At 68.8% G+C, this 19,945-nt stretch carries 17 protein-coding genes; 6 read left to right on the forward strand and 11 right to left on the reverse strand.

Annotation, left to right across the window (positions count from 1 at the left end; genetic code table 11):
• Positions 1-28 precede the first annotated feature (28 nt).
• The 10 genes from G6O69_RS23960 to G6O69_RS24005 form a co-directional block, all read right to left on the reverse strand.
• The gene (locus tag G6O69_RS23960; RefSeq protein WP_172305839.1) at positions 29-931 is read right to left on the reverse strand and encodes a hypothetical protein; all 903 of its coding nucleotides are present in this window, start codon (positions 929-931) and stop codon (positions 29-31) included.
• A 2-nt stretch (positions 932-933) separates the two neighbouring features.
• Positions 934-1,578, reverse strand: a complete 645-nt coding sequence (locus G6O69_RS23965; protein ID WP_172305840.1) for a hypothetical protein — start codon at positions 1,576-1,578, stop codon at positions 934-936.
• Between the two features lie 829 nt (positions 1,579-2,407).
• Positions 2,408-3,031: an IS630 family transposase gene (locus G6O69_RS23970; protein WP_172304574.1), complete on the reverse strand. Its 624-nt coding sequence runs from the start codon at positions 3,029-3,031 to the stop codon at positions 2,408-2,410.
• Positions 2,979-3,362, reverse strand: a complete 384-nt coding sequence (locus G6O69_RS23975) for a helix-turn-helix domain-containing protein (protein WP_172304573.1) — start codon at positions 3,360-3,362, stop codon at positions 2,979-2,981. The genes G6O69_RS23970 and G6O69_RS23975 overlap by 53 nt, the downstream gene beginning before the upstream one ends.
• Before the next feature lie 238 nt (positions 3,363-3,600).
• Positions 3,601-6,699, reverse strand: a complete 3,099-nt coding sequence (locus G6O69_RS23980; RefSeq protein ID WP_172305841.1) for a serine/threonine-protein kinase — start codon at positions 6,697-6,699, stop codon at positions 3,601-3,603.
• A 110-nt stretch (positions 6,700-6,809) separates the two neighbouring features.
• Positions 6,810-7,877, reverse strand: coding sequence for an NAD(P)H-dependent glycerol-3-phosphate dehydrogenase (locus G6O69_RS23985; protein ID WP_172305842.1), 1,068 nt, complete (start codon positions 7,875-7,877; stop codon positions 6,810-6,812).
• Positions 7,867-9,507 carry a 1-acyl-sn-glycerol-3-phosphate acyltransferase gene (locus G6O69_RS23990; protein WP_172305843.1) on the reverse strand — a complete coding sequence of 547 codons (1,641 nt, stop codon included), beginning with the start codon at positions 9,505-9,507 and terminating at the stop codon, positions 7,867-7,869. Before G6O69_RS23990 ends, G6O69_RS23985 begins: the two co-directional genes overlap by 11 nt.
• 103 nt (positions 9,508-9,610) lie before the next feature.
• Positions 9,611-10,117, reverse strand: a complete 507-nt coding sequence (locus G6O69_RS23995) for a hypothetical protein (RefSeq protein WP_172305844.1) — start codon at positions 10,115-10,117, stop codon at positions 9,611-9,613.
• 186 nt (positions 10,118-10,303) lie between these two features.
• Entirely contained in the window at positions 10,304-12,943 is a 2,640-nt protein-coding gene (locus tag G6O69_RS24000; RefSeq protein ID WP_172305845.1) for an MMPL family transporter, read from the reverse strand.
• Positions 12,944-13,081: 138 nt separating this feature from the next.
• Positions 13,082-13,534, reverse strand: a complete 453-nt coding sequence (locus tag G6O69_RS24005) for a J domain-containing protein (protein ID WP_172305846.1) — start codon at positions 13,532-13,534, stop codon at positions 13,082-13,084.
• A 228-nt stretch (positions 13,535-13,762) separates the two neighbouring features.
• Here G6O69_RS24005 and G6O69_RS24010 point away from each other — a divergent pair, with 228 nt between their 5' ends.
• From G6O69_RS24010 to G6O69_RS24035, 6 genes are all read left to right on the forward strand, one after another.
• Positions 13,763-14,326 (forward strand): hypothetical protein, encoded by a 564-nt coding sequence (locus G6O69_RS24010; protein WP_172305847.1) that lies wholly within the window; start codon positions 13,763-13,765, stop codon positions 14,324-14,326.
• Complete coding sequence (locus G6O69_RS24015; RefSeq protein WP_172305848.1) at positions 14,323-15,603, forward strand: hypothetical protein; 1,281 nt, start codon at positions 14,323-14,325, stop codon at positions 15,601-15,603. Before G6O69_RS24010 ends, G6O69_RS24015 begins: the two co-directional genes overlap by 4 nt.
• A gap of 94 nt (positions 15,604-15,697) precedes the next feature.
• The gene (locus G6O69_RS24020) at positions 15,698-16,411 is read left to right on the forward strand and encodes a hypothetical protein (protein WP_172305849.1); all 714 of its coding nucleotides are present in this window, start codon (positions 15,698-15,700) and stop codon (positions 16,409-16,411) included.
• Complete coding sequence (locus G6O69_RS24025; protein WP_172305850.1) at positions 16,408-17,382, forward strand: hypothetical protein; 975 nt, start codon at positions 16,408-16,410, stop codon at positions 17,380-17,382. The genes G6O69_RS24020 and G6O69_RS24025 overlap by 4 nt, the downstream gene beginning before the upstream one ends.
• Positions 17,383-17,473: 91 nt before the next feature.
• Positions 17,474-18,451: a pseudouridine synthase gene (locus G6O69_RS24030; RefSeq protein WP_172305851.1), complete on the forward strand. Its 978-nt coding sequence runs from the start codon at positions 17,474-17,476 to the stop codon at positions 18,449-18,451.
• A gap of 128 nt (positions 18,452-18,579) precedes the next feature.
• Positions 18,580-19,071, forward strand: coding sequence for a hypothetical protein (locus tag G6O69_RS24035; RefSeq protein WP_172305852.1), 492 nt, complete (start codon positions 18,580-18,582; stop codon positions 19,069-19,071).
• A 233-nt stretch (positions 19,072-19,304) separates the two neighbouring features.
• On the opposite strand, the gene G6O69_RS24040 is transcribed toward G6O69_RS24035, so the two are convergent.
• Positions 19,305-19,904, reverse strand: coding sequence for a TetR/AcrR family transcriptional regulator (locus G6O69_RS24040; RefSeq protein WP_217909898.1), 600 nt, complete (start codon positions 19,902-19,904; stop codon positions 19,305-19,307).
• Between the last annotated feature and the right edge of the window lie 41 nt (positions 19,905-19,945).

A 19,945-nucleotide genomic window follows, 5' to 3' on the forward strand; every position in this document is an offset into this window, starting at 1 on the left:
CGCGGGCGCTCGGGCGCCGACGCAGGGATCACTGCGAGCCGCCCGCGAAGTCGTTGGGGACCAGCGGGCTGGTGTCGGGCTCGGGCAGCTCGGGGTAGTCGCGGGGGCAGCCGGCGACGCCCCCGTGGTGCGAGCAGCAGCCCGGGCGCTCGCTGCCGCAGGTACAGCTGGGAGAGTAGGAGCCGTCCACGCACTGGAGGTGCACGCCGCTCCAGCCGTGGACCTTGCTCTGGTAGTTGGCCTCGGCCTTCTTCTCGGCGCGCTCGCGCCTTCGCCTGGCGCGCTCGATGAGCTGCTTGGCGGCGGCGGCGGCTCGTGAGGCTCGAGCGAGGGCCGACGCGCTGCGCTCGACCTTGTCCTCGGGCGGATGGATCTGGACCGCGAGGACCTGGCGGCCATCGACGGTCGCCGCGCTCACGCACAGGCCCGGGGCGCACAGCTGCGCGGCTGCGCGGATGTCGAGCTGGTCGTCGAATACGGCGGTGAGGACATGCTGAGCGAGGCCGGGGGCGTCGCCCTCGTCGGCGCCCAGCTCGGCCGCAATCTCCTCGGTCGAGGCCCGCGCGACGGCGCCATCGGCATCGCTGAACACCTCCGCGAAGCTCCAAAACCACCAGTGGCCGACGCGCTGGTCGTCCTCGTACATCCCGCGCTGGGTGAGCTCGCCGCCCGCGTTCCACTGTGAGCAGCGGCCGTGCAGGCGATCGTGGTCGTACTCGCAGGCGCGCTTCATGGTCCCGTCGGGCCAGTAGTCCACGCTCCAGCCGTGGCGTAGCTGGGCGCCGCCTTCGTCGGTGATGACGCAGGTCCAGCCGTGGCCGTCGGGGGGCGGATAGCCGCTGGCGCTGGCGCCGGGCGGGCAGGGGCCATCGGCCGAGTCGGCGGGTTGAAAGAGCAGCAAGGAGAGCAGCGAGGCGGTCAGCGCGGTCATGGTCAAAACCTCCCTTCGAGGGCGAGGCCGAGCTGGCCGGGCCCCGGCGCGAGTCGAGTCGTGACGCCCGTCGTAGTCGCGGCTGCGCTCGCGCTACGCCTGGCGACGCCGCCCGTGATCAGCAAGATGCAGCCGATCACGAGCGAGGATCCGCCGATCCCCGCGACGATGGCCAGGGTCTGGCGCTGGTCCGCGAGCCTCGCCTCGAGCTCGGCGAGGTGGGCCGCGTCCTCGGGGGAATTGGGGTCGGCGACGAAGCGCTCGGAGGTGAGCTCGTCCTTGGTCCCGAGAGAGACTTGGTAGAGGTAGGCGCTGACGCCCAGGCCGAGCAGGCCCACGCCGCCAAACACGGCGCCCGCGATCTGCAGGCGGTGGCCGTGGGCAGGGCGTTCATTGGGAGGCGAGGTTGGTGACGCGATGTCGGCCTCCGATGTAGCGAAGTGCGCAGGCGAGGTTGGTGCTCTCGGTGTTGGTGGTGGCGGTGGCGGGACTTCGGAGGGGATCCACTGGGGATCCAGGGGGTCCGGCATGTCCGCGACGAATTCGGGCTGGGAGGTCGTGTCCGAGACTCCTTCATCCCGCGGCGCGAGAGGTGTTGGAGGGGTGATCAGCATGGACGAGGACAGATGAATGGCGACGCTGAGCATGCATCGAGCTTACACAACTGTGGAGCATCGATGGTGTTTTTTTGCGTCCGCAAATGTGTGCGCGTTTCATGTGCTGGCGATTGAACTCGCCAGGCTAGTGTGCGCGCCAGAGGACTTGAAGGGCCCCAGGCTTGGAGCACCGGCCGCTGACTTCGTTGCTCGTCAGTCATTTGTGCCCGACAAACTCCCTCCTCGCGCCTCGTCAGCAACCGGCGGTCCGGCGCCTGAGACCCTTCAAGTCCTCTGGCGCGCACACTAGACAACCTTTCACACTTTTATCGATCGATATGTCGTAAATGTGTGGCCGCACCAAGACATCGCCCCCTGAACACATTTTGTGCTCAGGGGGCGATGTTGTGTTTTTGGGCTGCTAGCCCTCAGAGGGCGCTACGGGGGCGTCTAGGCCGGTCTTTGTCGATGCTCTCGGACAGGGGCTGGGGGCCGCAGACCCAGGCGGGGCAGAGTGTTCCTCCCTCAACGTTCCGATTGCTCTCGGGAATGTCGAGGTGGATCCATGATAGTGTGGCTGCAATGATAATTAGAGTTGAATTGCGATTGTGTGTCGTCATCGACGTCGCCATTTCTTTACCTCTTTAGTTTTCTCGGCGCAGTGTGTAGCGAAGATGCGCCGCGAATGGATAGTGGTGGTTCAGCCTGCGAAGATCACTCGAGAACAAAAAATATTTCTAAGCCGACAATTTGTCGTCGCTTGCGCATGTTTGCGCGACGCAGCTCATCAACCTGCGCGTCCATACGCAGGCTGACGAGCCGCATCGCGTCGCGTCTAGTGTGCGCGCCCCAGAGGAGCGCACTAGTGTACGGATCAGAATCACGGAAGGCGATATCCGCAGTACTTGAGCCAGCCGAGTGCGTCCGAGGCTCGGATCCGACGCAGGGACCTACGCATCGCCTTCTTGAGCTCGCTGACGGTCGTGGGCATCGCTCGGCGTATCCAAGCTTTGACCTTCGCCCAAGCGGCCTCGATCGGGTTGAAGTCGGGACTGTACCGGGGCAAGCGGACGACCTTCGCACCCGTCTCGAGCACCGCAGCCACGACCTCTGCATTCTTGTGCATGTTGATGTTATCCCAGCAAACGATGTCGCCCGGCTCGAGCGTGGGTGCCAGGCGCTGTCGGACGAAGCGCAGAAAGTCAGCGGTCTTGACCCCGCCATCGGTCGTCATCAAGGCGCTGATGCCGTCGACGCGCAAGGCCGCGATCATCGAGACGTGGCGACCGCGGGAATAGGGCTCGTGCGGTCCGTAGAGCGGCTCGCCGCGTGGGGACCAGCCCCGGCGCGGACCAATCCCTGGATGCGTGCCCGATTCGTCCACGAAGACGAGACGTCCGATGTCGAGTCGCCGCTGTCGCAACCGAAACTGGGCGCGCTCCTCGGCGACGTCAGCTCGGTCCCGCTGGGGAGCGTAGGGAGTTTTTTTTGAAGCTGAGGCCAAGTTGGTGAAGCGCCCGGAGGATCGTCGAGCGATGGACCCGGTTCTTGGGAAATCGTCGATTGAAGCGCGCCGAGAGGTGGTAGGAGCCGAGGTAGGGGTCCTTCTCCATCTCGCCACGAATCCACAGGAGGTGGCGCTCCTTCAACTTGGGCGTCCGGCCAGGTGGACTCTTCGGCACCAAGCTCTCGCCTTGGCGCAGCTTCCGCGAGATGCGTTCGACGGTGGTGACCGAGACGGAGAAGCGCTCGGCGATGAGGGGCTGACTTTCTTCGCCAGCTTCGATGGCTTCGGCGATCCGGGCGCGGAGGTCGACGGAGATTGGCGTCGTCACCCGGCCAGTAGATCACCATCGGGACTCGATGTCGATCCCCCTTCCGATCCTCTGGATCGTACACTAGTGTGCGCGCCAGAGGACTTGAAGGGTCTCAGGCGCCGGACCGCCGGTTGCTGACGAGGCGCGAGGAGGGAGTCTGTCGGGCACAAATGACTGACGAGCAACGAAGTCAGCGGCCGGTGCTCCAAGCCTGGGGCCCTTCAAGTCCTCTGGCGCGCACACTAGCTAGCGTGACTCAGCGTGAGCACTTGGCGTCGAAATCGCGTCGAAGCGCGTTGAGCGCTCGAGCCTGTTCGACGTAACCTGGACCATGACCGCGGAACCAAGTGTGCGCGGAAATGAGCAGCTCATCGATCTCATCGAGCTCATCGAGCTCATCGAGCTCGACGTTCATCGCCGCAGAGGCGTCACAGGTCTCGATCAGCGCAGTCGCCAGATAGCGCTTCGTCTGGGCGATGCGCATGGCCATGAACTCATGATCGGGGGCCTTCGCCAACGAATTGAAGGCTTCGAGCGATGCTCGGAGCTCTTCGATGGCTGCGGTGTATTGCCCCGCTGCGAGCAGCGTTCGTCCAAGCAGCAAGCGCGTGTCGGCAATTCGAGGTTTCAGCCACGAGGGAGCGTCCTCGGACGCCAACACGAAGTCGCGCGTGTTCGCGAGCAACTCGATGGCGTCGTTGTACTCTCCACGGAGCATGAGTACAGATCCCTGGGCCGATGCGTAGTTGAGCTGAAAAATTGGGCTCGGATCAATCTCACCCATCAACTCAACCGAACGGACGAAGTCTGTCAGCGCGCGATCTGGTTCGCCCGTGATTTCTTCAACTGTAGCGAGTGAGTAGTAACACAAGTCTGCGCTGGAAGACTCTTGTTTGTCCTCGTTCTCAGCCAGCCGAGGACAGGTCTCGCGCAACAGTGCGATTCCGGCGAGGGGATCGTCATGGATGTGCCCCAAGGTCACCGCGCTTTCGAGGCTCTTGGGGTGTGTGGGCCCGAGCAGCTCCTGATAGCTGGCCGTGATTCGTTCGAATTCGGCGACTTGTGTCTTGGGATCTGGATCGAGGAACGCGAGGCTGGTTCGAATGCGCAGCATGTCGAGCTGCGTCGTCGAGGGGGCGTTCTCCATGCTCTCGAGGGCGCGCTCGTAGTATTGGCGCGCCTTTTCATAGTCTTGCTGTGACATGGCCACGGAGCCGGAGTTGTTCGCCAGCATCGCGCGCAGGGGCTCGGGGTTGGGGGTGCTGCGCAGCAACGCACGGATGAGCGCGTAGTCTTCCGCTTCGGAGAACGAGCGCCCTCCAAGCTGGGTCTCCGTGTAGATGCGTTGGATCATCGCCTCGGCTGCGACGGCGTTGTCGCCGTTGGCCAGGGCGAGGTGCGCGGCCTCGCGCAGCAAAATCGAGGCGTCCTTGAAGGAGATGCTCAGGCCGACGAGAGTCTTGGCACGCAGAAGCATCACCTCGGCGATGAGCGGCTCGAAGCCCAGCGCACGCGCGCGCTCGAGCAGGGCCTCGGACTCCGGATCCGCCTCGAACTTGCCAGCGGCGGCCAGCGCCTGGATGCGCGCGAGCTCCTCGCGGGCCTCGGCGACCTGCCTGGCGAGCTCGGGATCGCTGGGCGGCGGGTGTTCGGCCTCGAGTGCCTCGACGTCCGCGCAGCGCTGAAGGGGAGGGAGCGTCCGTAGTACGTCGTTCGCGCGGCTCAGGAGCGTCTCGTCGGCGTCGGTGAGCACCTCGACTGCACCCCCGAGGGCGGCCTTGCTGCGCGCGAGGCAGGCCAGGCGCTTGTCGTAGAGCTGGTCCGACTGCTCGGCGCGCAAGTGGACCTGGCAGGCCTCGCGATGCATCTCGACCCAGCGCGCGGCGTAGTCGTCGAGGGTCTCGACGATGGTCTGGGTCATGGTCGGCGCGTAGCTGAGGTCGAGGCCGAGCAAGTGCTGACTCAGCGCCTCGTTGCGCGCCTCATCCCAGACGCTGGCGATCTGAGCCTCGCCACCCTCGCAGACCGCGGCGTCTCGATCCCCGAGGGTGCTGAGCATGGCGCCGCTGAGCCCCGCGAGGGCCACGAGGCCCACGCCCACGAGCCAGCGGCGGCGGCGGCGGACGGGGTCGCGGTCGAGCTCGGCGAGCAGCGCGTCCATCGAGGGGTAGCGCGCGCCGGGATCCGTGGCGAGGCCGCGGCGGAGCACGGCGAAGATCCAGCTGGGCACGCGGGCGCTGCGGGGCGGCTCGCGGAGGTCCCCGGCGAGCATCTGCTCGCTGAGCTCGCCGAGCGAGCGGCCAGCGAAGGGGCGGGCGCCGTAGAGGGCCTCGTAGAGTGACACGCAGTAGCTGAACTGATCGCTGGCCGGGCCGAGGGGCGCGCCCTGGCACTGCTCGGGAGACATATAAGCCGGGGTACCGGCGATCGCGCCCGGGCGGGTGAGCTGCGTGGGCAAGGGCGCTGACTTGGCCCTGGGGAGGGTGGAGGCCGAGAAGGGGACGTCGAGATCCTGGGTGCGCGGGACGAGACCTTCGGGATACTCGGGCAGATTGGCGGGCGCGGGCGGATCCTCGCCGTGGTCGTCGAGGACGACCTCGCGCTGAGATCGGGCGAGGCCAAAATCGACGACGCGGACGCGCCCGTCTTCGCCGTAGATGGCGTTGGCGGGCTTGAAGTCGCGGTGGACCAGGCCTGCCTCGTGCGCCGCCACGAGCCCGCGGGCCGCTTGTCGGTAGACCTCGAGGATCTCGCGCCAGCCCCGGGGGGAGTCTTCGATCCACGCCGCGAGGGTCGAGCCGACGACGAACTCCATGGCCACGACGAGCTGCTCGTCGATCTCGGTGACCTCGTGGACGGTGACGACGTTGGGGTGATTGACGCGGGCGAGGGCGAGGGCCTCGCGACGCAGACGCTGGCGGTCGCGCTCGCTTTGTCCGCGCTGACGCAGGAGCTTGAGCGCGACGCGGCGGTCGAGCTGGGGGTCGTAGGCGCTGTAGACCACGCCCATGCCACCCTCGCCGAGGCGCTCGAGGATGGTGTAGCGACCCAGGCGGGTGGGCTGCGGGGCGAAGCCGAAGATCTGGTTGGCGATCTCGTTCTCGAGCCGATTGGCCTCCATGTCCATGGACAGGCGCAGCTCGAAGAAGTCGGCGGCGAGGGCGTCGGCGCGCGGGATCTCGTCTGGGATGGTGAGCTCGTCGAGCTCGTTGGTCTGCTCGTCCGCGTCGACCTCGTCCGCGTCGAGCGCTCGCTCGTCGGGTTGGGGCGCGTCGGCTCCTCGCGTGTCGGTCAGCTCGTTCGCGTCGGGCTCGTTCGCGTCGAGCTCCAGCTCGCTCGTGTCACGTCGGTCCATCGCGGGCGTTCACTCCTTCATCGAGCGCAGCGCGAGCGCGTCGGCGTGCTCGTGGCGCTGGCTCGCGCATGGGGAAGGTGCGGGCGTGGACATGGGCGCGGCTCAGAGTCTCAGCTCTCGCCCGCGGCGCGGACCAGCAGCGGCTCGATGTCGTCTCGGACCGCGCCGCCCATGAGCTCGCGCAGGCCCTGCTTGGGATCGAGGCCCTCGTGGAGCACGCGGTAGACACCGTGCATCAAGGGCGCGCGCAGGTTCATGGCGGTCGCGATCTCGTGGGCGATCTTCGCCGCCTTGACGCCCTCGGCGACCATGCCGAGCGAGTCGATGGCCTCCTCGAGGCTCATGCCCCGGGCCAGGGCCGCGCCCACGCGGTGGTTGCGGCTCAGCGGGCTGGCGCAGGTGACCATGAGATCGCCGATCCCCGCGAGGCCCGAGAAGGTCAGCGGGTCGGCGCCCATGGCCACGCCGATCCGGGCGATCTCCGACAGCCCGCGAGTGATCAGCAAGGACTTGGCGTTCTCGCCCAGCTCCATCTGCGTGGCCATGCCAGCGGCGATGGCGATGATGTTCTTGAGCGTGCCCCCGAGCTCGACGCCGAGCACGTCGGCGTTGGCGTAGACCCGCAGCTGATCGCTGCGCAGGACCTCGCGGGCGACGTGGATGACCCGGGGGAAGCGCGAGGCGAGCACGGTGCCCGCGGGCTTGCCCTCGACCAGCTCGCGGGCGATGTTGGGCCCGGACAGCACGCCGATCTGGCGCAGGCAGGTCTCGGCGCGGATGATCTCGGTCATCCGCATGTGGGTCGAGAGCTCGAGGCCCTTGGTCGCGTGCACGGCGAGCTGGCTCGGCCGGACCATCGGCCCGATCTGCTGGCAGACCGAGCGGAAGGCCTGAGAGGGGATGACCAGGAGCAGCAGCTCGGCCTCGCTCACGGCCTGCTCGAGGTCGGTGGTCGCCTCGATCTTGTTCGACAGGCGCAGGCCGTCGAGGTAGCGCGAGTTTTGGCGATCCTGATTGATCTCGTCGGCGATCTCGGTCGAGCGCGCCCACAGCAGCACGCGGTGGCCGTTTTGACCGATCAGGTGGGCGATGGTCGTGCCCCAGTTGCCGGCGCCGAGCACCGAGACGCGGGGCGAGGGCAGGTGCAGGTGGTGCGGTGTGGATGGCTCAGTAGGCATGCTTGCCTCCCTCTCCAACGAAGGTCTCTGCGCCGCACAGCCCGTAGCCGTCGAGGCGGTTGCGATAATAGAAGAGCAAGTTGACGTCGCCGACGTGCAGACGGACCCCGCGGCGCTGGACGACCGGGCGGGCGTGGTAAGTGCCGAAGCTGCGCAGGGCGGCGCGGACGACCTCGCGGACGTCGCCGTCGAGCATGACCTCGGACAGGCGGACGCGATCGTCTCGCGCCCACTCGCGCAGGGTCTCGAGGCAGCGCTCGAGCTGATCTTCGACCTCGGGCAGGGCCAGGCTGTGCTCGGGGCCGACGGTGCGCAAGAAGCGATAGAGGCTGTCCGAGCCGCGGCGGCGCCACAGCAGCTCGAAGCAGGCGAAGGCGAGCACGTGGGTCGAGTGGATCACGTTCTCGCGCTCGAACTCCTCGACGATGCTGGTCTCGAGCGAGCGGGTGTACTCGGCGTCGCGATCGGGATCCTCGACGAGCTCGCCGTCGACCTCGAGGTAGCCGCGCGGGTCGATCACCCGGCCGCGGGGATCGAGGGAGTTACCCTCGTCGTCGACCGGGTTGCCGAAGGGATCGAGGGCCTGGCCGAAGCGGATGTGGATCTTGAGGTCGAGGGCGAAGAGCCCGCGCATGAACTCGAGCCACCGCTCCCAGCGCGAGAACTCGTCGTCGACGATGATGTAGCGCGACTTGCCGGCCTCGGCGAGCCAGTCGTCGACCAAGGTGGAGGCCTCGAGCACGAGCGGATAGCTGATCGTGCAGGGCACGATATAGACCCCGCCGCGCTCGCGCTTGCGGAGCAGGTTGTTGCGGTAGGCCGCGAGCGAGCAGCCGAGCAGGCCCTTCTTGAGCCCGCGCTCGACGGCCCCGGAGCGGCTGCGCGCGCCCCCGGGGAAGAACATGCTGTCGTGGCCGAACTCGAGGCAGACCGTGGCGTACTCCTTGAGCGTGCGCTTGTAGAGCGGGTCGAGCTTGCGGCGATCGACCGTGTAGGCCCCGAGGTTGTGCATGAAGCGGCCGATGATCGGGTTGAGGAACAAGTTCAGCCCCGCGCCGTAGGTCAGCGGCGGCAGCCCGAGCTCGAGGATCGCAAAGCCGAGCACCAGCGAGTCGAGGTTCGAGCTGTGGGTCGGGGTCACGATCAAGGTCCCGCGCTCGTGCAGCCGGCGCAGGCTGGCGACCTTGCCCTCGATCAGCAGGTGCTGGTCGAGGCGGGTGACGGACTCGCGGTCGAGCAGGCGCCGGGGCGAGAGCCCCGTGAGCAGGGCGCTGAGCATGGGCGGGCCGACCTGCGCGGCGAGCTTGTAGACGGCGGGGTTGAAGTTGCCGGAGATCTCGCTGGCGTAGCGGTGGACCACGCGCTCGAGCAGGCGCAGCTGCTCGGCCTCGGACACCCGCGGCAGGGCCCGGCGGATCTCCGTGTAAAAGGCGCGATCCGCGATGATGTCGTCGTCTTCGTGCTCCGCTCCGGCGAGGCGGTCTTGCTCCCACCACAGCGTCTCGTTGAGCTGCTCGGCCAGGGAGCGAGCCCCGGTCCCGGTCGAAGGACGCGCCCGATCACCGACCTCGTCGATGATCCGGCCCGTGACCTCCGAGACGACTTTGGCGACCTCGTCGGCGCTGAGCATCGCCGAAGTGTATGCGATGGCTGCGCCTGGCCAAACCCGCGCCCACGCGCGACTCGATCCCGCAGGTGACGGGGTGTCGCGGCGCGCTTGGGCGGTTGGACGCTCAGTCGTCGAGCACGGCCGCGCGCAGGTTGTGTGGCGAGGAGCGGTCCGGCGCGCGGTAAGTCTCGACGTCGAAGTGGGCGTCGATGTCGTGAGCCTGCAGGAGCTCCTTACACTTGGCGACTCCCGCGGGGACGTCCCTGACGGTCAGCACCTGGGCGCCGGTGACCCAGGACAGGGCCGTGATCGCGCCGCGCACGGCAGGCGACTGCACGACGACCACGCGATCGATGATCACGTCGTCGGGGCGGTCGAGCTTCGCGATGCGCGCGCGCACGGCCGGGGAGGGGCGGCCCATGTGGGTCGCGTCCTCGAGGATGACCACGCGCTGCTCTCGGGCGCGGCAGGTGGCGATGAACTTCGTGAACCACTGCTCGTAGCGGTCGAAGAGCGGGACGCTGAGCCCCGAGAACCATGTCGTGACGACCAGGGGGAAGTGGGTGAGGTCGATGACGAACTCGAATTCGCCGTCGACGTGGCGAACGATGGGTGATGTTTCAAAGCGCATTGGGGGGCCTCCAATGACCAGCTGACCGTGAACAGTCTAGCAGCATTTTTGGCGATGGAAGCGCGAGAATGACCCCCTATCCCGTGGTAGGGCGCAAAATTACCAAAGTGGTCGTTTGGGCGCAGTGTGGTCGTTTGGTAGCGAAGGGATCAATACTATCAACATTGACTGGGCGAGGGCTGGGCTCTATCGCCCGCGGCGGATCGGGTAGAGCGCCAAGAAGGCCACGCCCACGCAGATCAGGATCGCCGCGACACCCACCTCACCGATGCTGCGCAGGCCCGCGTGCTCGGCGGCGAGCAGGCCCGAGAAGCCCGCGACGGTGGTCAGCGCCGCGATCAGCGAGGCGCGCCCCGTCGCCCCGAGGTTGGGGCGGGTGCGCGCGTGCCAGAGGTGGATGCTGGCGTCGATGCCGAGGCCGACGACCGCCGGCATGACCACGAGGTTGAAGAAGTTCAGGTGCAGCGGCCACAGGCCCATGAAGGCCACGGCGGTTCCCAGACCCAAGGTCAAGGTCGCGAAGCACGCCAAGGTCGCGCCGAGGCGGCGCTGGTCGAGGGCGATGAACGCGAGGATCACCGCGAGGGCGATGATCGGCAGGCGTCGGGCGTCGCGCTCGACCAGCACCATGAGGTCGGCGAAGACCAGCCGGCTGTCGGCGGCGCGGACCTGGGTGCCCGCGGTCAGCTCGTCGAGGCGGGCGCGCACGGCCACGAGCTCGTCGATGTGGTAGCTGGCGATGTAGATGCAGACGTGGGCGAGGCGGTCGACCTCGCCGTCGGACTCGCGGAAGGGCTCGAGGGCCCAGTCGGGGAGCTCGTCGAGGCGCAGGGGGTCGGCCTTGGCGAGGCGCTCGAGGGCCTCGAGGTGGCTGCGCTGGCGCTGGGCCTCGGCGTCGAGATCGGGGAGCTCGGCGAGGAAGTCGTTGGTCCGGGCGGCGATCTCGGCGAGGACCTCGGCCTTGGCCGCCTGCTGCTCGGGCATCATGGTCTCGAGGCTGTAGACCTCGCGGATCCACGGCTCGCGCGGCTCGCCGGTGTCGATGGCTCCGGGCAGCAGGGCGCCGCGCTCGTCGAGCACGCGATCGACCACGAGCTCGAGCTCGGCGGGGTCTTCGGCGACGAGGGTCAGCGGCTTGGAGCAGCGGCCCACGGTCGAGCCGTAGGCGATCGGGGCCTTGGCGTCCGCCGGGCGCTTGGCCTTGAGGGCGCGGGTGTCCTTCTCCATGCGCAGCTGCGGGGCGCCGACCAAGGACACGCCGACGAGGGCGGTCAGGAGCGCGCCGCGGATCAGCGCGAGGGGGCCGAGGCGGCGGCGGGCGTCGGGAGCCGCGGGCGCGGGCGCGGGTGCAGGCGCGCCCGCGGGCGCGTCATCGGAGCTCGCCTCGCCGGGCTGGAGCCGGCGCAGCGGCCCGAGCAGGTGGTCGAGGGCCGGGACCAAGGTGATCGCGGCGACGAAGCAGAGCACCACGCCGATGGCCGAGATCACGCCGAACTCGCGGAAGGCCTGGAACTCGGCGAGGGCGAGGACGGCGAGGCTGCCCGCGGTGGTCAGCATGGTCGAGGCCAGGGGACGAAAGTGGGCGGCGATCACCGCCGGCCAGTCGGCCACGGCGCCCTGGCGCTGGCGCTGGGCGAAGAGGTGGACCGAGAAGTCGACGCCCATGCCAAAGAGCACCGCGAACAAGAACACGGTCAGGGCGTTGAGCTCGCCGTAGGTCAGCCGGGTCGCGGCCAGGGTCAGGCCCGTGGCCACGGACATGGGCACGAGCACCAAGAGCACCGCGCGGAGCTTGCGAAAGCCGATCAGCAGCACGGTGACGACCAGGCTCGCGGAGATCCACGTGGCCCGCCGGGCGTCGCGGAGGATCGCGTCGACCTCGCGCGAGACGTTGTAGGCGCCGATGACCTCGACCCGCGCCTGCTCGTCGACGCCCTCGGCGCGCAGGGCCTCGGCGCGCCGCTGGACCCGGGCGACCACGTCCTGAGCGAAGCCGACGTCGGTCGCCGGCTCGGTCAAGCTGGCCTGGATCGTGCGGATGGTGCCGGCCTCGTTGGCGTAGTCCTGGCCGACGTGCTCGCGCCACTCGATCTCGCCGGCGTCGTTCTCCTCTGGCCAGATCAGCGCGACCTCGCGGGGGTCGAGCTCGCTGCGCTCGATCAACGCAGCGCGCTGCTCATCGAGGAAGCGCTGGAAGTCCGGCTGCCCGGCCTCGGTCTTGGCTTCGGCTGGGGGCTCGCCGGCGTCCTCGGGGTCGGCGTCCCAGTCGAGACCGGCGCCCTGGTCGTCCCAACCATTGCCGACGCTGACGGCCTCGATGTCGACGGGGTCGTCGGTCAGCCCGGGGCCCATGGTCCTGGCGATGGCCTGCTTGCGCTGGGCGCCGAGCTCGTCGCGCAGCTCCTCGAGCTCGTCGAGTTCGAGGAAGTACAGGGCGTGGTCGCGCAGGGGCGTGTAGTCGCGGGTCAGGCTGACCGACTCGGTCTCCGGCCAGGATCCGATCTCGGCGGCGAGGCCCTCGGCGAGGTGCTCGGCGTCCTCGGTGGTCGGCGCCTCGACGCCGACGATGAAGCGCTCCGAGGCGCCTTGCATGCGACCCTCGAGGGCGTCGAGGGCCTCGACGCTGGGGGCGGACTCGGGCAGGAGCGCGCGCAGGTCCGTGTCGACCTCGATGCCCAGGCCATAGACCAGGGCGAGGGCGCCGAGGGCCAACGCGAACACCAGCGCGGCGGCGCTGCGCCGGCGGCTGGCGGTGAGGGCTTTGATCCACGCCGCGATCAGGCGGGCGAGGGCCCCAGGGGGCGAGGGCGGGGCCGGGTCGGCCATGGACGGCGGAGACTAGCAGGCTCGGGGGCCAAAGACGGCCCCGCCAGGGCTCGCTGGCTCACCTCGAAGGCGCGCTCTTTTTGCTTTTGGGCTTTTGCTTTCGGGCGGCTCGGGAGGTCGCGCCGGCCTCGCACCTGCTCACCAGCGCCGACGGCGACGACGGCTGGCGCGATCGGCCATGGTCCTGGCGGCGAAGCTCAGCCCGCCGACCATCGCCGCCACGCCGACGCCGACGATCAGCTTGGTCAAGGACACGTCGCGGAGATCGACCTCGACGCGGTGGGGGCTGCTCTCGAAGGGGGTGTCTGGCGCGCGTCCGCCCGTCCATCGTGGAGGGGCCGTGCCGAAGGCCGAGATCGCGTGCCAGCGCGAGCGCTGACGGTCGTAGACCAGGCGCTGGTGCTCGTCGAGGAGCACCTGCTTGGCCCGCGTCAGCAGGATCATTCGCTCCTGCGCCTGCTGGTCGCCGGGGTTTTGATCCGCGTGGTCGCGGACCATGCATGCGCGATAAGCGGCCTTGATCTCCTGGCTGCTCGCTCGAGGGTCGACCTCGAGGAGCTCGTAGTAGTCGACGAAAAGCGCGGAGGACACGGCTTCAGGTTACACGTTCGGGCCGCCTTGACGAGGCGTTCGGCACACAGCTCGCGTATGAGCGGACTGAGCGCGCTTCATCGCGGGTTTTTGTGTCTGTGCGCGCAGGCGCTGGAGGGCGGCTCACATGTTTGGCTGAGGTCGGTGTGCGTTGGAGTCGAGCGATCTCGGAGCGCGGAGCCGACGCCGAGTGCGAGTTGGTGCTGCGCTTGGGTTACAGTCCCGCCCATGACGGTCCAGAGGTTGCGCCGACCGACGACCCCCTACCTGCTGGCTTGCGTCCTGGCCCTGGCGGCTTGCGACAAGTCCAGCGCAGAAGACCCCGCCGCCAAGGCTCAGGCCAAGGCGGACGCGGACGCCAAGGCCGAGGCCGAGGAAGAGGCCAGGATCGAACGCCTGGTCGCCGAGAAGCGTGCGCGGGAGAAGGCCGAGCACGACAAAACCTACGGCGGCATGGTCGAGCGCTTCGTCAAGGAGCCCGAGGCGCTGCCCAAGGATCTCGACGCGGCCTGCACCGAGCTGATCGAGAACTACTCCGACTGGATCAAGGCCGTCTACTTCGACGACGACCGCGCGCAGCTCGAGTTCTTCGATCACAAGAAAAAGAACCTCGGCGTGGTCAAAGGCAAGTGCGCCAAGGTCGGCAACATCGCGGCCGCGGCCTGCATGACCGGCGTGATCAAAGGCGTCAGCGCCGACGACGTGAGCGAGGCGGATCGCAAGCTGATCCAGGCCGAGCCCGACTACCTCTTCGATGAATGCGTGGCCAAGTTCGCGCCGGACAATCAGTGAGCAAGCGAGCGCTATCCAGCGTCGACGGGCCGGTGAAGACCCGGGGAGACGAGGCCTTTGGCTTCGTGCTCGCCGCGGCCATGCGGGCGCAGTCGGAGGAGTCCGAAGACGACCGAGATGGGGACGACGAGGACGACGAAGACGGGGGTGGTGAAGGCGGGAGCGATGACGAGGGAGAGGAGGGCCGCGGGGCGGGCGAGGGCTTCGATCGCCTGACCCACGGCTTTCATGCCTACCCCGCCCGCATGCACCCGGCCGTGGCCAGGGTCTTGCTCGAGCAGCTGCACCCGGGTCGCCGCGCCGAGGTCCTCGATCCTTTCTGTGGCAGCGGCACGGTGGCCGTGGAGGCGATGGTCGCCGGCTGGCGGTCGATGAGCGGGGACCTCGATCCCCTCGCCCTGCGCCTGGCTCGGGTCAAGACCGATCGCCGCGACGCCAAGTCCCGCGCGCGCTTTTTGTCGACCCTCGAGGCCGTGGCCGCGGCCTCGACCCGGCGGGTCCGCCAGCGCGTCGACGTCCGCGCGGCGCTGTCTGCCGAGGAGCGGTCCTGGTACGAGGTCCACGTGCTCAAGGAGCTCGCCGGCTTGCTCGAGGAGATCCGCGCCGTGGCAGACGAGCGCGATCGGGCGGCCCTCGAGATGGTGTTCTCGGCGATCGTCGTCAAGTTCTCGCGCCAGCGGTCCGAGACGGCCGAGCGCGCGTCGAACAAGCGGATCCGCAAGGGCCTGGTCACCGAGTTCTTCCTGCGCAAGGGCCGAGAGCTCGCCGAGCGCTGGGCGGCCCTCGAGCAGGCGCTGCCGGCCAAGGGCTCGCGCCCGCGCTTCATCCAGTCCGACGCCCGCCGCCTGCCGCAGACCCTCTCGGGGGAGTTTCGCTGCGACCTCGTGCTGTGCTCGCCGCCCTATGGCGGGACCTACGACTACGCCCGCCATCACGCCCGGCGCCACGCCTGGCTGGGCATCCGGCCGCGACAGCTCCGCGCCCAGGAGATCGGCGCGCGCCGGGATCTGTCACGGGGCGAGGGGGCGGCCGCGCGCTGGGATCGCCAGATGCTCGAGACCCTCGAGGCCCTGCACACGCTGATGCGCGACGACGCGGTGGCGATCTTTCTCGTCGGCGACGCCGAGGTCGGCGGGCGCCGGGTCGAGGCGGACCGCCAGCTCGAGCGCCTGGCTCCCAAGGCCGAGCTGAGCTTCCTGGCCGCGGCCTCCTCACCTCGCCCCGATTGGCGCGGTGGTCGAGAGCGTCGAGAGCACCTCGTGGCGCTGCGTCGCTGAGTGCCCGAGAGCGAGATGCACATGATGTCTTCGGCGTGATGTCCTCACGTGCCGAAGACATTTTCCCGTGGTCCTTCGCTATGATGAATGCGTGATGACCGCGGGCGCTGATCTGTCTCGAGAGCACTGCCATGGGTGGTGCCTCGTGCTGGCCGTCTCGCTCGCCTCGCTCTGTCTCGGCCTCTCGGCCTGCTCGGATCCGCCAGTGGGCGAGGACGAAGACGAGACGGGCGCGGAGGCGGACGAAGGGGAGAGCGATGGCGATGCGGATGGCGATGGCGCCGACGCGGGCGGGGAGCTGGGAGACGAGCAGCTTTGCCTCGAGTGGTGCCTCAGCGGCATGGCCTCGCAGTGCCCGAGCTGGGCGGGCAACGACCTTTGCTATACGCGCTGCATGGACGACCTCGCCGAGAACGCGGGCTCGTCCTGCGAGGCGGAGCACCGCGCGACCGTGGCCTGTGAGGCCGGCGCGAGCGATCGCGTCGAGGGCTACTGCGAGTCCCTCGGCTGCATGGACGTCTACAAGCACGAGGACATCTGCAAGGGCTACTGCGATCACCTGGGCGGCATCCCCAGCGGGGGCGGCGGGGCGACGGAGTGCGACTGGAAGACCTACTGTGATGGCTACGGCTTCGACTTTGCCGCGAGCTGCACGGCGGGTGGGGATGTCACCCATTGTGAATGCGAGATCAACGACGAGCTCGTCGCCGAATGCGAGATGGAGGCGATCCCCGAATTCGGATGCGGTGATGTCAACATGTTCCACTCTTGCTGCGGCGATTACTTTCAGGCCGCCCTATTCCCATGACTTGCAAATATCGATACTTCCCCAGCGCCTCGTGTGTGCTGCTCTCGGCCGCGCTCGTCCTCGCATGTGGTGGCCCGGCGGCCTCGGACGGGGACGAGAGCGGCCCGCAAGAGACCGACACCAACGCCGGCTCCGAGTCCGAGTCCGAGTTCGAGTCCGAGTCCGACACCGACGGACCCTCGGGCAGCTGTGTCCTCGAGGGCATGTACGAGGACTGTAGCCTCGAGGGCGCCGCGGGCCTGAGCTACTGCGACGAGATCGAGGGCGCGCTCGCCTGGGGCCCCTGCGTGGTCCTGCCCGAGTGCGAGTTCGGTGAGTCGGCGCCGGGCTGCCAGGAGTGCGAGCTGCTCGAGGGGGTGCCCACGCTGACGGGCTCGGCGGACTGCTCTTGCGAGGCGCCCGGAGACCTGCCGATCTGTGCGCAGAGCGAGTGCGCGCAGCGCTGGGACTATGGCTGCGACAACTGCCAGGAATTCGTCGGGGGCGGGACCTGCTTCAGCTACAGCGAGGGTTGCAGCCTCCCGCTGCTCGACTGCTCGGACCTCGAAAAGCCCTGCGATCGAGTCTGGGCCTGGGACGAGGGGCTCGAGTCGCTCGAGAACGGCCTCGAGCCGGCGCAGTGCGTGCTCGCCTCGCTGCGTGACGGCGCGCCGGCCCGGCACACGATCCTCGTGGGGTACATGGGAGACGAGGGGCCGATCGCGGAGAACGTCATCGCCCTCGGCGATGGCAAGGTGATCGTCGAGTGGGTGTTCGAGTGCGGGGGCTGCTACAACTTTGGCCGGCTGGGTCGCAGCGGGGTGCTGAGCTTGCAGCCGACGAGCTACTTCGACGACTGCCTGGCGGACGAGACCGAAGCCGGTGCGGTCGCCTGCCTGATCGGGCTGACGAGCGCGGACGACCTGCCCGAGGGCTACCTGCCGCCCTTCACCACGGGGACCTGCGACTCGCTGACCCCGGCCTGCCCCTGACGCGGGAGCGAGGTGGACTTGCGCCGAGTCCGCCTCGACGCGAGCTGCTGAGCTGCTGGTCAAGGCCTCGCGCCCGCGGTACGAAGCGCCGATGACTGGCGAGGCCCGCAGCGGTGTAGTCGACGAGGACGAAGACGGCGCGACCTTGGCCGCCATCGTCCGTGGCCTCCTCGACGGTCTAGCGTGGAGCAAGGCGCGCCAGCTGGTCCGCACCGGGCGGGTCCAGGTCGAGGGCGAGGTCCGCTTCGACCCGGCCGAGCGCGTCGCCGCCGGCGAGCTGGTCGAGGTCAACCCAAGCGGGCGCCGGTGCAAGGTGCTGCCGATGGCTAGCGAGGACCTGGTCCACGTCGACAGCGAGGTCGTGGTCGTGCGCAAGCCGGCCAACTTGCTGACGGTCCCCTGGGACGGCGACGACGAGCGCGACACGCTGATCGAGCGCACCCGCGCGGCCCTGCGCGAGTACGGGTTCAGCTTTGGCGGCAAGGGCGACAAGCAAAAGTCTGGCCGCGCCGGCAAGAGCGACCACCTCGGCGTGGTCCAGCGCCTCGACAAGGACACCACCGGCCTGCTGGTCTTTGCGCGCAACCGCAAGGTCCGCAAGGCCCTCGCCGCCCAGTTTCGGGCGCACACGATCTATCGTCGCTACATCGCGCTGGTCGAGGGCGAGGCCGAGGCCGGGATCCACGAGAGCGCTTTGATCCCGGATCGCGGCGACGGTATCCGCGGCTCCTGGCGCGGCGCGAACCCGCCGGCTGCGGCCAAGCGGGCGGTCACCAAGGTCCGCGTCGAGGAGCGCTTCGCCGGCGCCACCTTGGTGTCCTGTCAGCTGGAGACCGGTCGCCAACACCAGATTCGCATCCACCTGGCGGAGGCTGGGCACCCGCTGATCGGGGAGCCGGTGTACATCCGCGACTACCGGGGGGAGCGCACCCCGGCGCCGCGGCCCATGCTTCACGCGACCAGCTTGGGCTTTCGCCACCCCGCGAATGATCGGCTCGTGCGCTTCGAGGATCCGGCCCCCGACGACTTTCGCGAGCTGCTCGAGTCCCTGCGCCAGGGACCTCGCTGAGCCCGCCCCCCCCCGCACGGGTCGGCTGAGCGGGCGCGTCGTCGTGTTGCTCGCCTTCGTGGCGATGCTCGAGCAGCGCCGCGCTCGAACGTCGCGCACGCGCGCTGTGGCCGTCGTACACTGGGGCCGTGCTCCTGACCGCGCTGCTGCTCTCGACCGGGCTCGCCACCGAGGGCGGGGCTGTCCGCGGCGTCGCGTTCGAGCCTGTGTCCGCGGTCAGCGATGAAGGGGAGGAGGGTGAGGGCGAGGCCGAAGACCGGCCGGGCCAGGGCTCGATCACCGCCGAGGTCCGCGCCCTCGAGGCCGCGCCGGTGCGCGCGGGAGGACGAGGCGAGCTCTCGCTGGTCGTGCTCGAGCGCCCCGAGCGGGCGCTGCCCCTCGAGGTTCGCCTCGAAGGGGGCGGGCTGTCGTTGGCGGAGGATCGCCTGGGCTGGGCGGCGGTCGTCGATCCGCTGGCCTTGCAGCCGCGGCTGAGCACTGGCTTTCGCGCGCCAGCCGAGCCCGGCGAGTACAGCGTCGAGGCGCGGGTGCGTTACAGCGTCTGCGGGGAGCGGTGGTGCCGGAGCAAGACCGCGACGCTGCGCTGGATTGTGGTGGTCGTCGAAGACGACATGATGTGACTGCAATACCGAGGTTGTGGAAACTTGGATGTGTATCAATGGGTGAATATATGGGAGGTTTCTGTTGACTGAAAATGTGCATGCGTGTTAGCTCCCTGTGAGATTGTTTGTTGGCGGCCCGAGCGAGTCGCTAGTGTGCGCGCCATAGGACTTGAAGGGTCCCAGGCGCCGGACCGACGGTTGCTGACGAGGCGCGAGGAGGGAGTTTGTCGGGCACGAGCGGCGAGGGGCTGTCAGGGCTCGCCGAGATAGCGGATGCAGAGGGCGACGAGCTCGTCGACCATCGCCGCGTCGCGCCGCTCGCCGATGTCATCGTGGATCGCCGCGGGAATCGCCGAGGTCAGCAGCGCGGCTTTGCGCTCGACCTGGTCGAGCTCTGGCCGGAGCCGGCGTAGCTGGGCCGCGAGCTCGCGCTGCATGATGCGCTTGAGCTCGCGGGCTCGCGCGATGAGCTCGGGCGTGCGCGGCGAGACCTCCTCGAGCACCTGATGCATGCGCGGGTGCCTGCGGTGGGCGTCGACGATCGCCTCGACGAAGCAGCGGAAGAGGGCCTCGACCTCCTCGGCCTCGCGGGCTCGCGCGACGGCGGCCTCGAGCTGGCGCTGGCCCTGCTCGAGGTGGCGCTCGGCGAGGGCGAGGAGCAGCGACTCCTTGTTGGGGAAGTATTGATAGAGCGAGCCGATCGAGACGCCTGCCTCGCTGGCGATGCGGTTGGTGGTCGCGGCGAAGCCTTCACGATCGAAAACGCGAGCAGCGCCTTCGATGATCGCCGCGACCAGGGCTCGAGATCGACGCTGGCGGGGCTGCTTGCGGGCTTTGAGCGCTCCTGCCATGGGGACCTTCGGGGCGCGCGAACGCGAGTCGCGGAGGCCCT

This window comes from Pseudenhygromyxa sp. WMMC2535 (genome assembly GCF_011083025.2).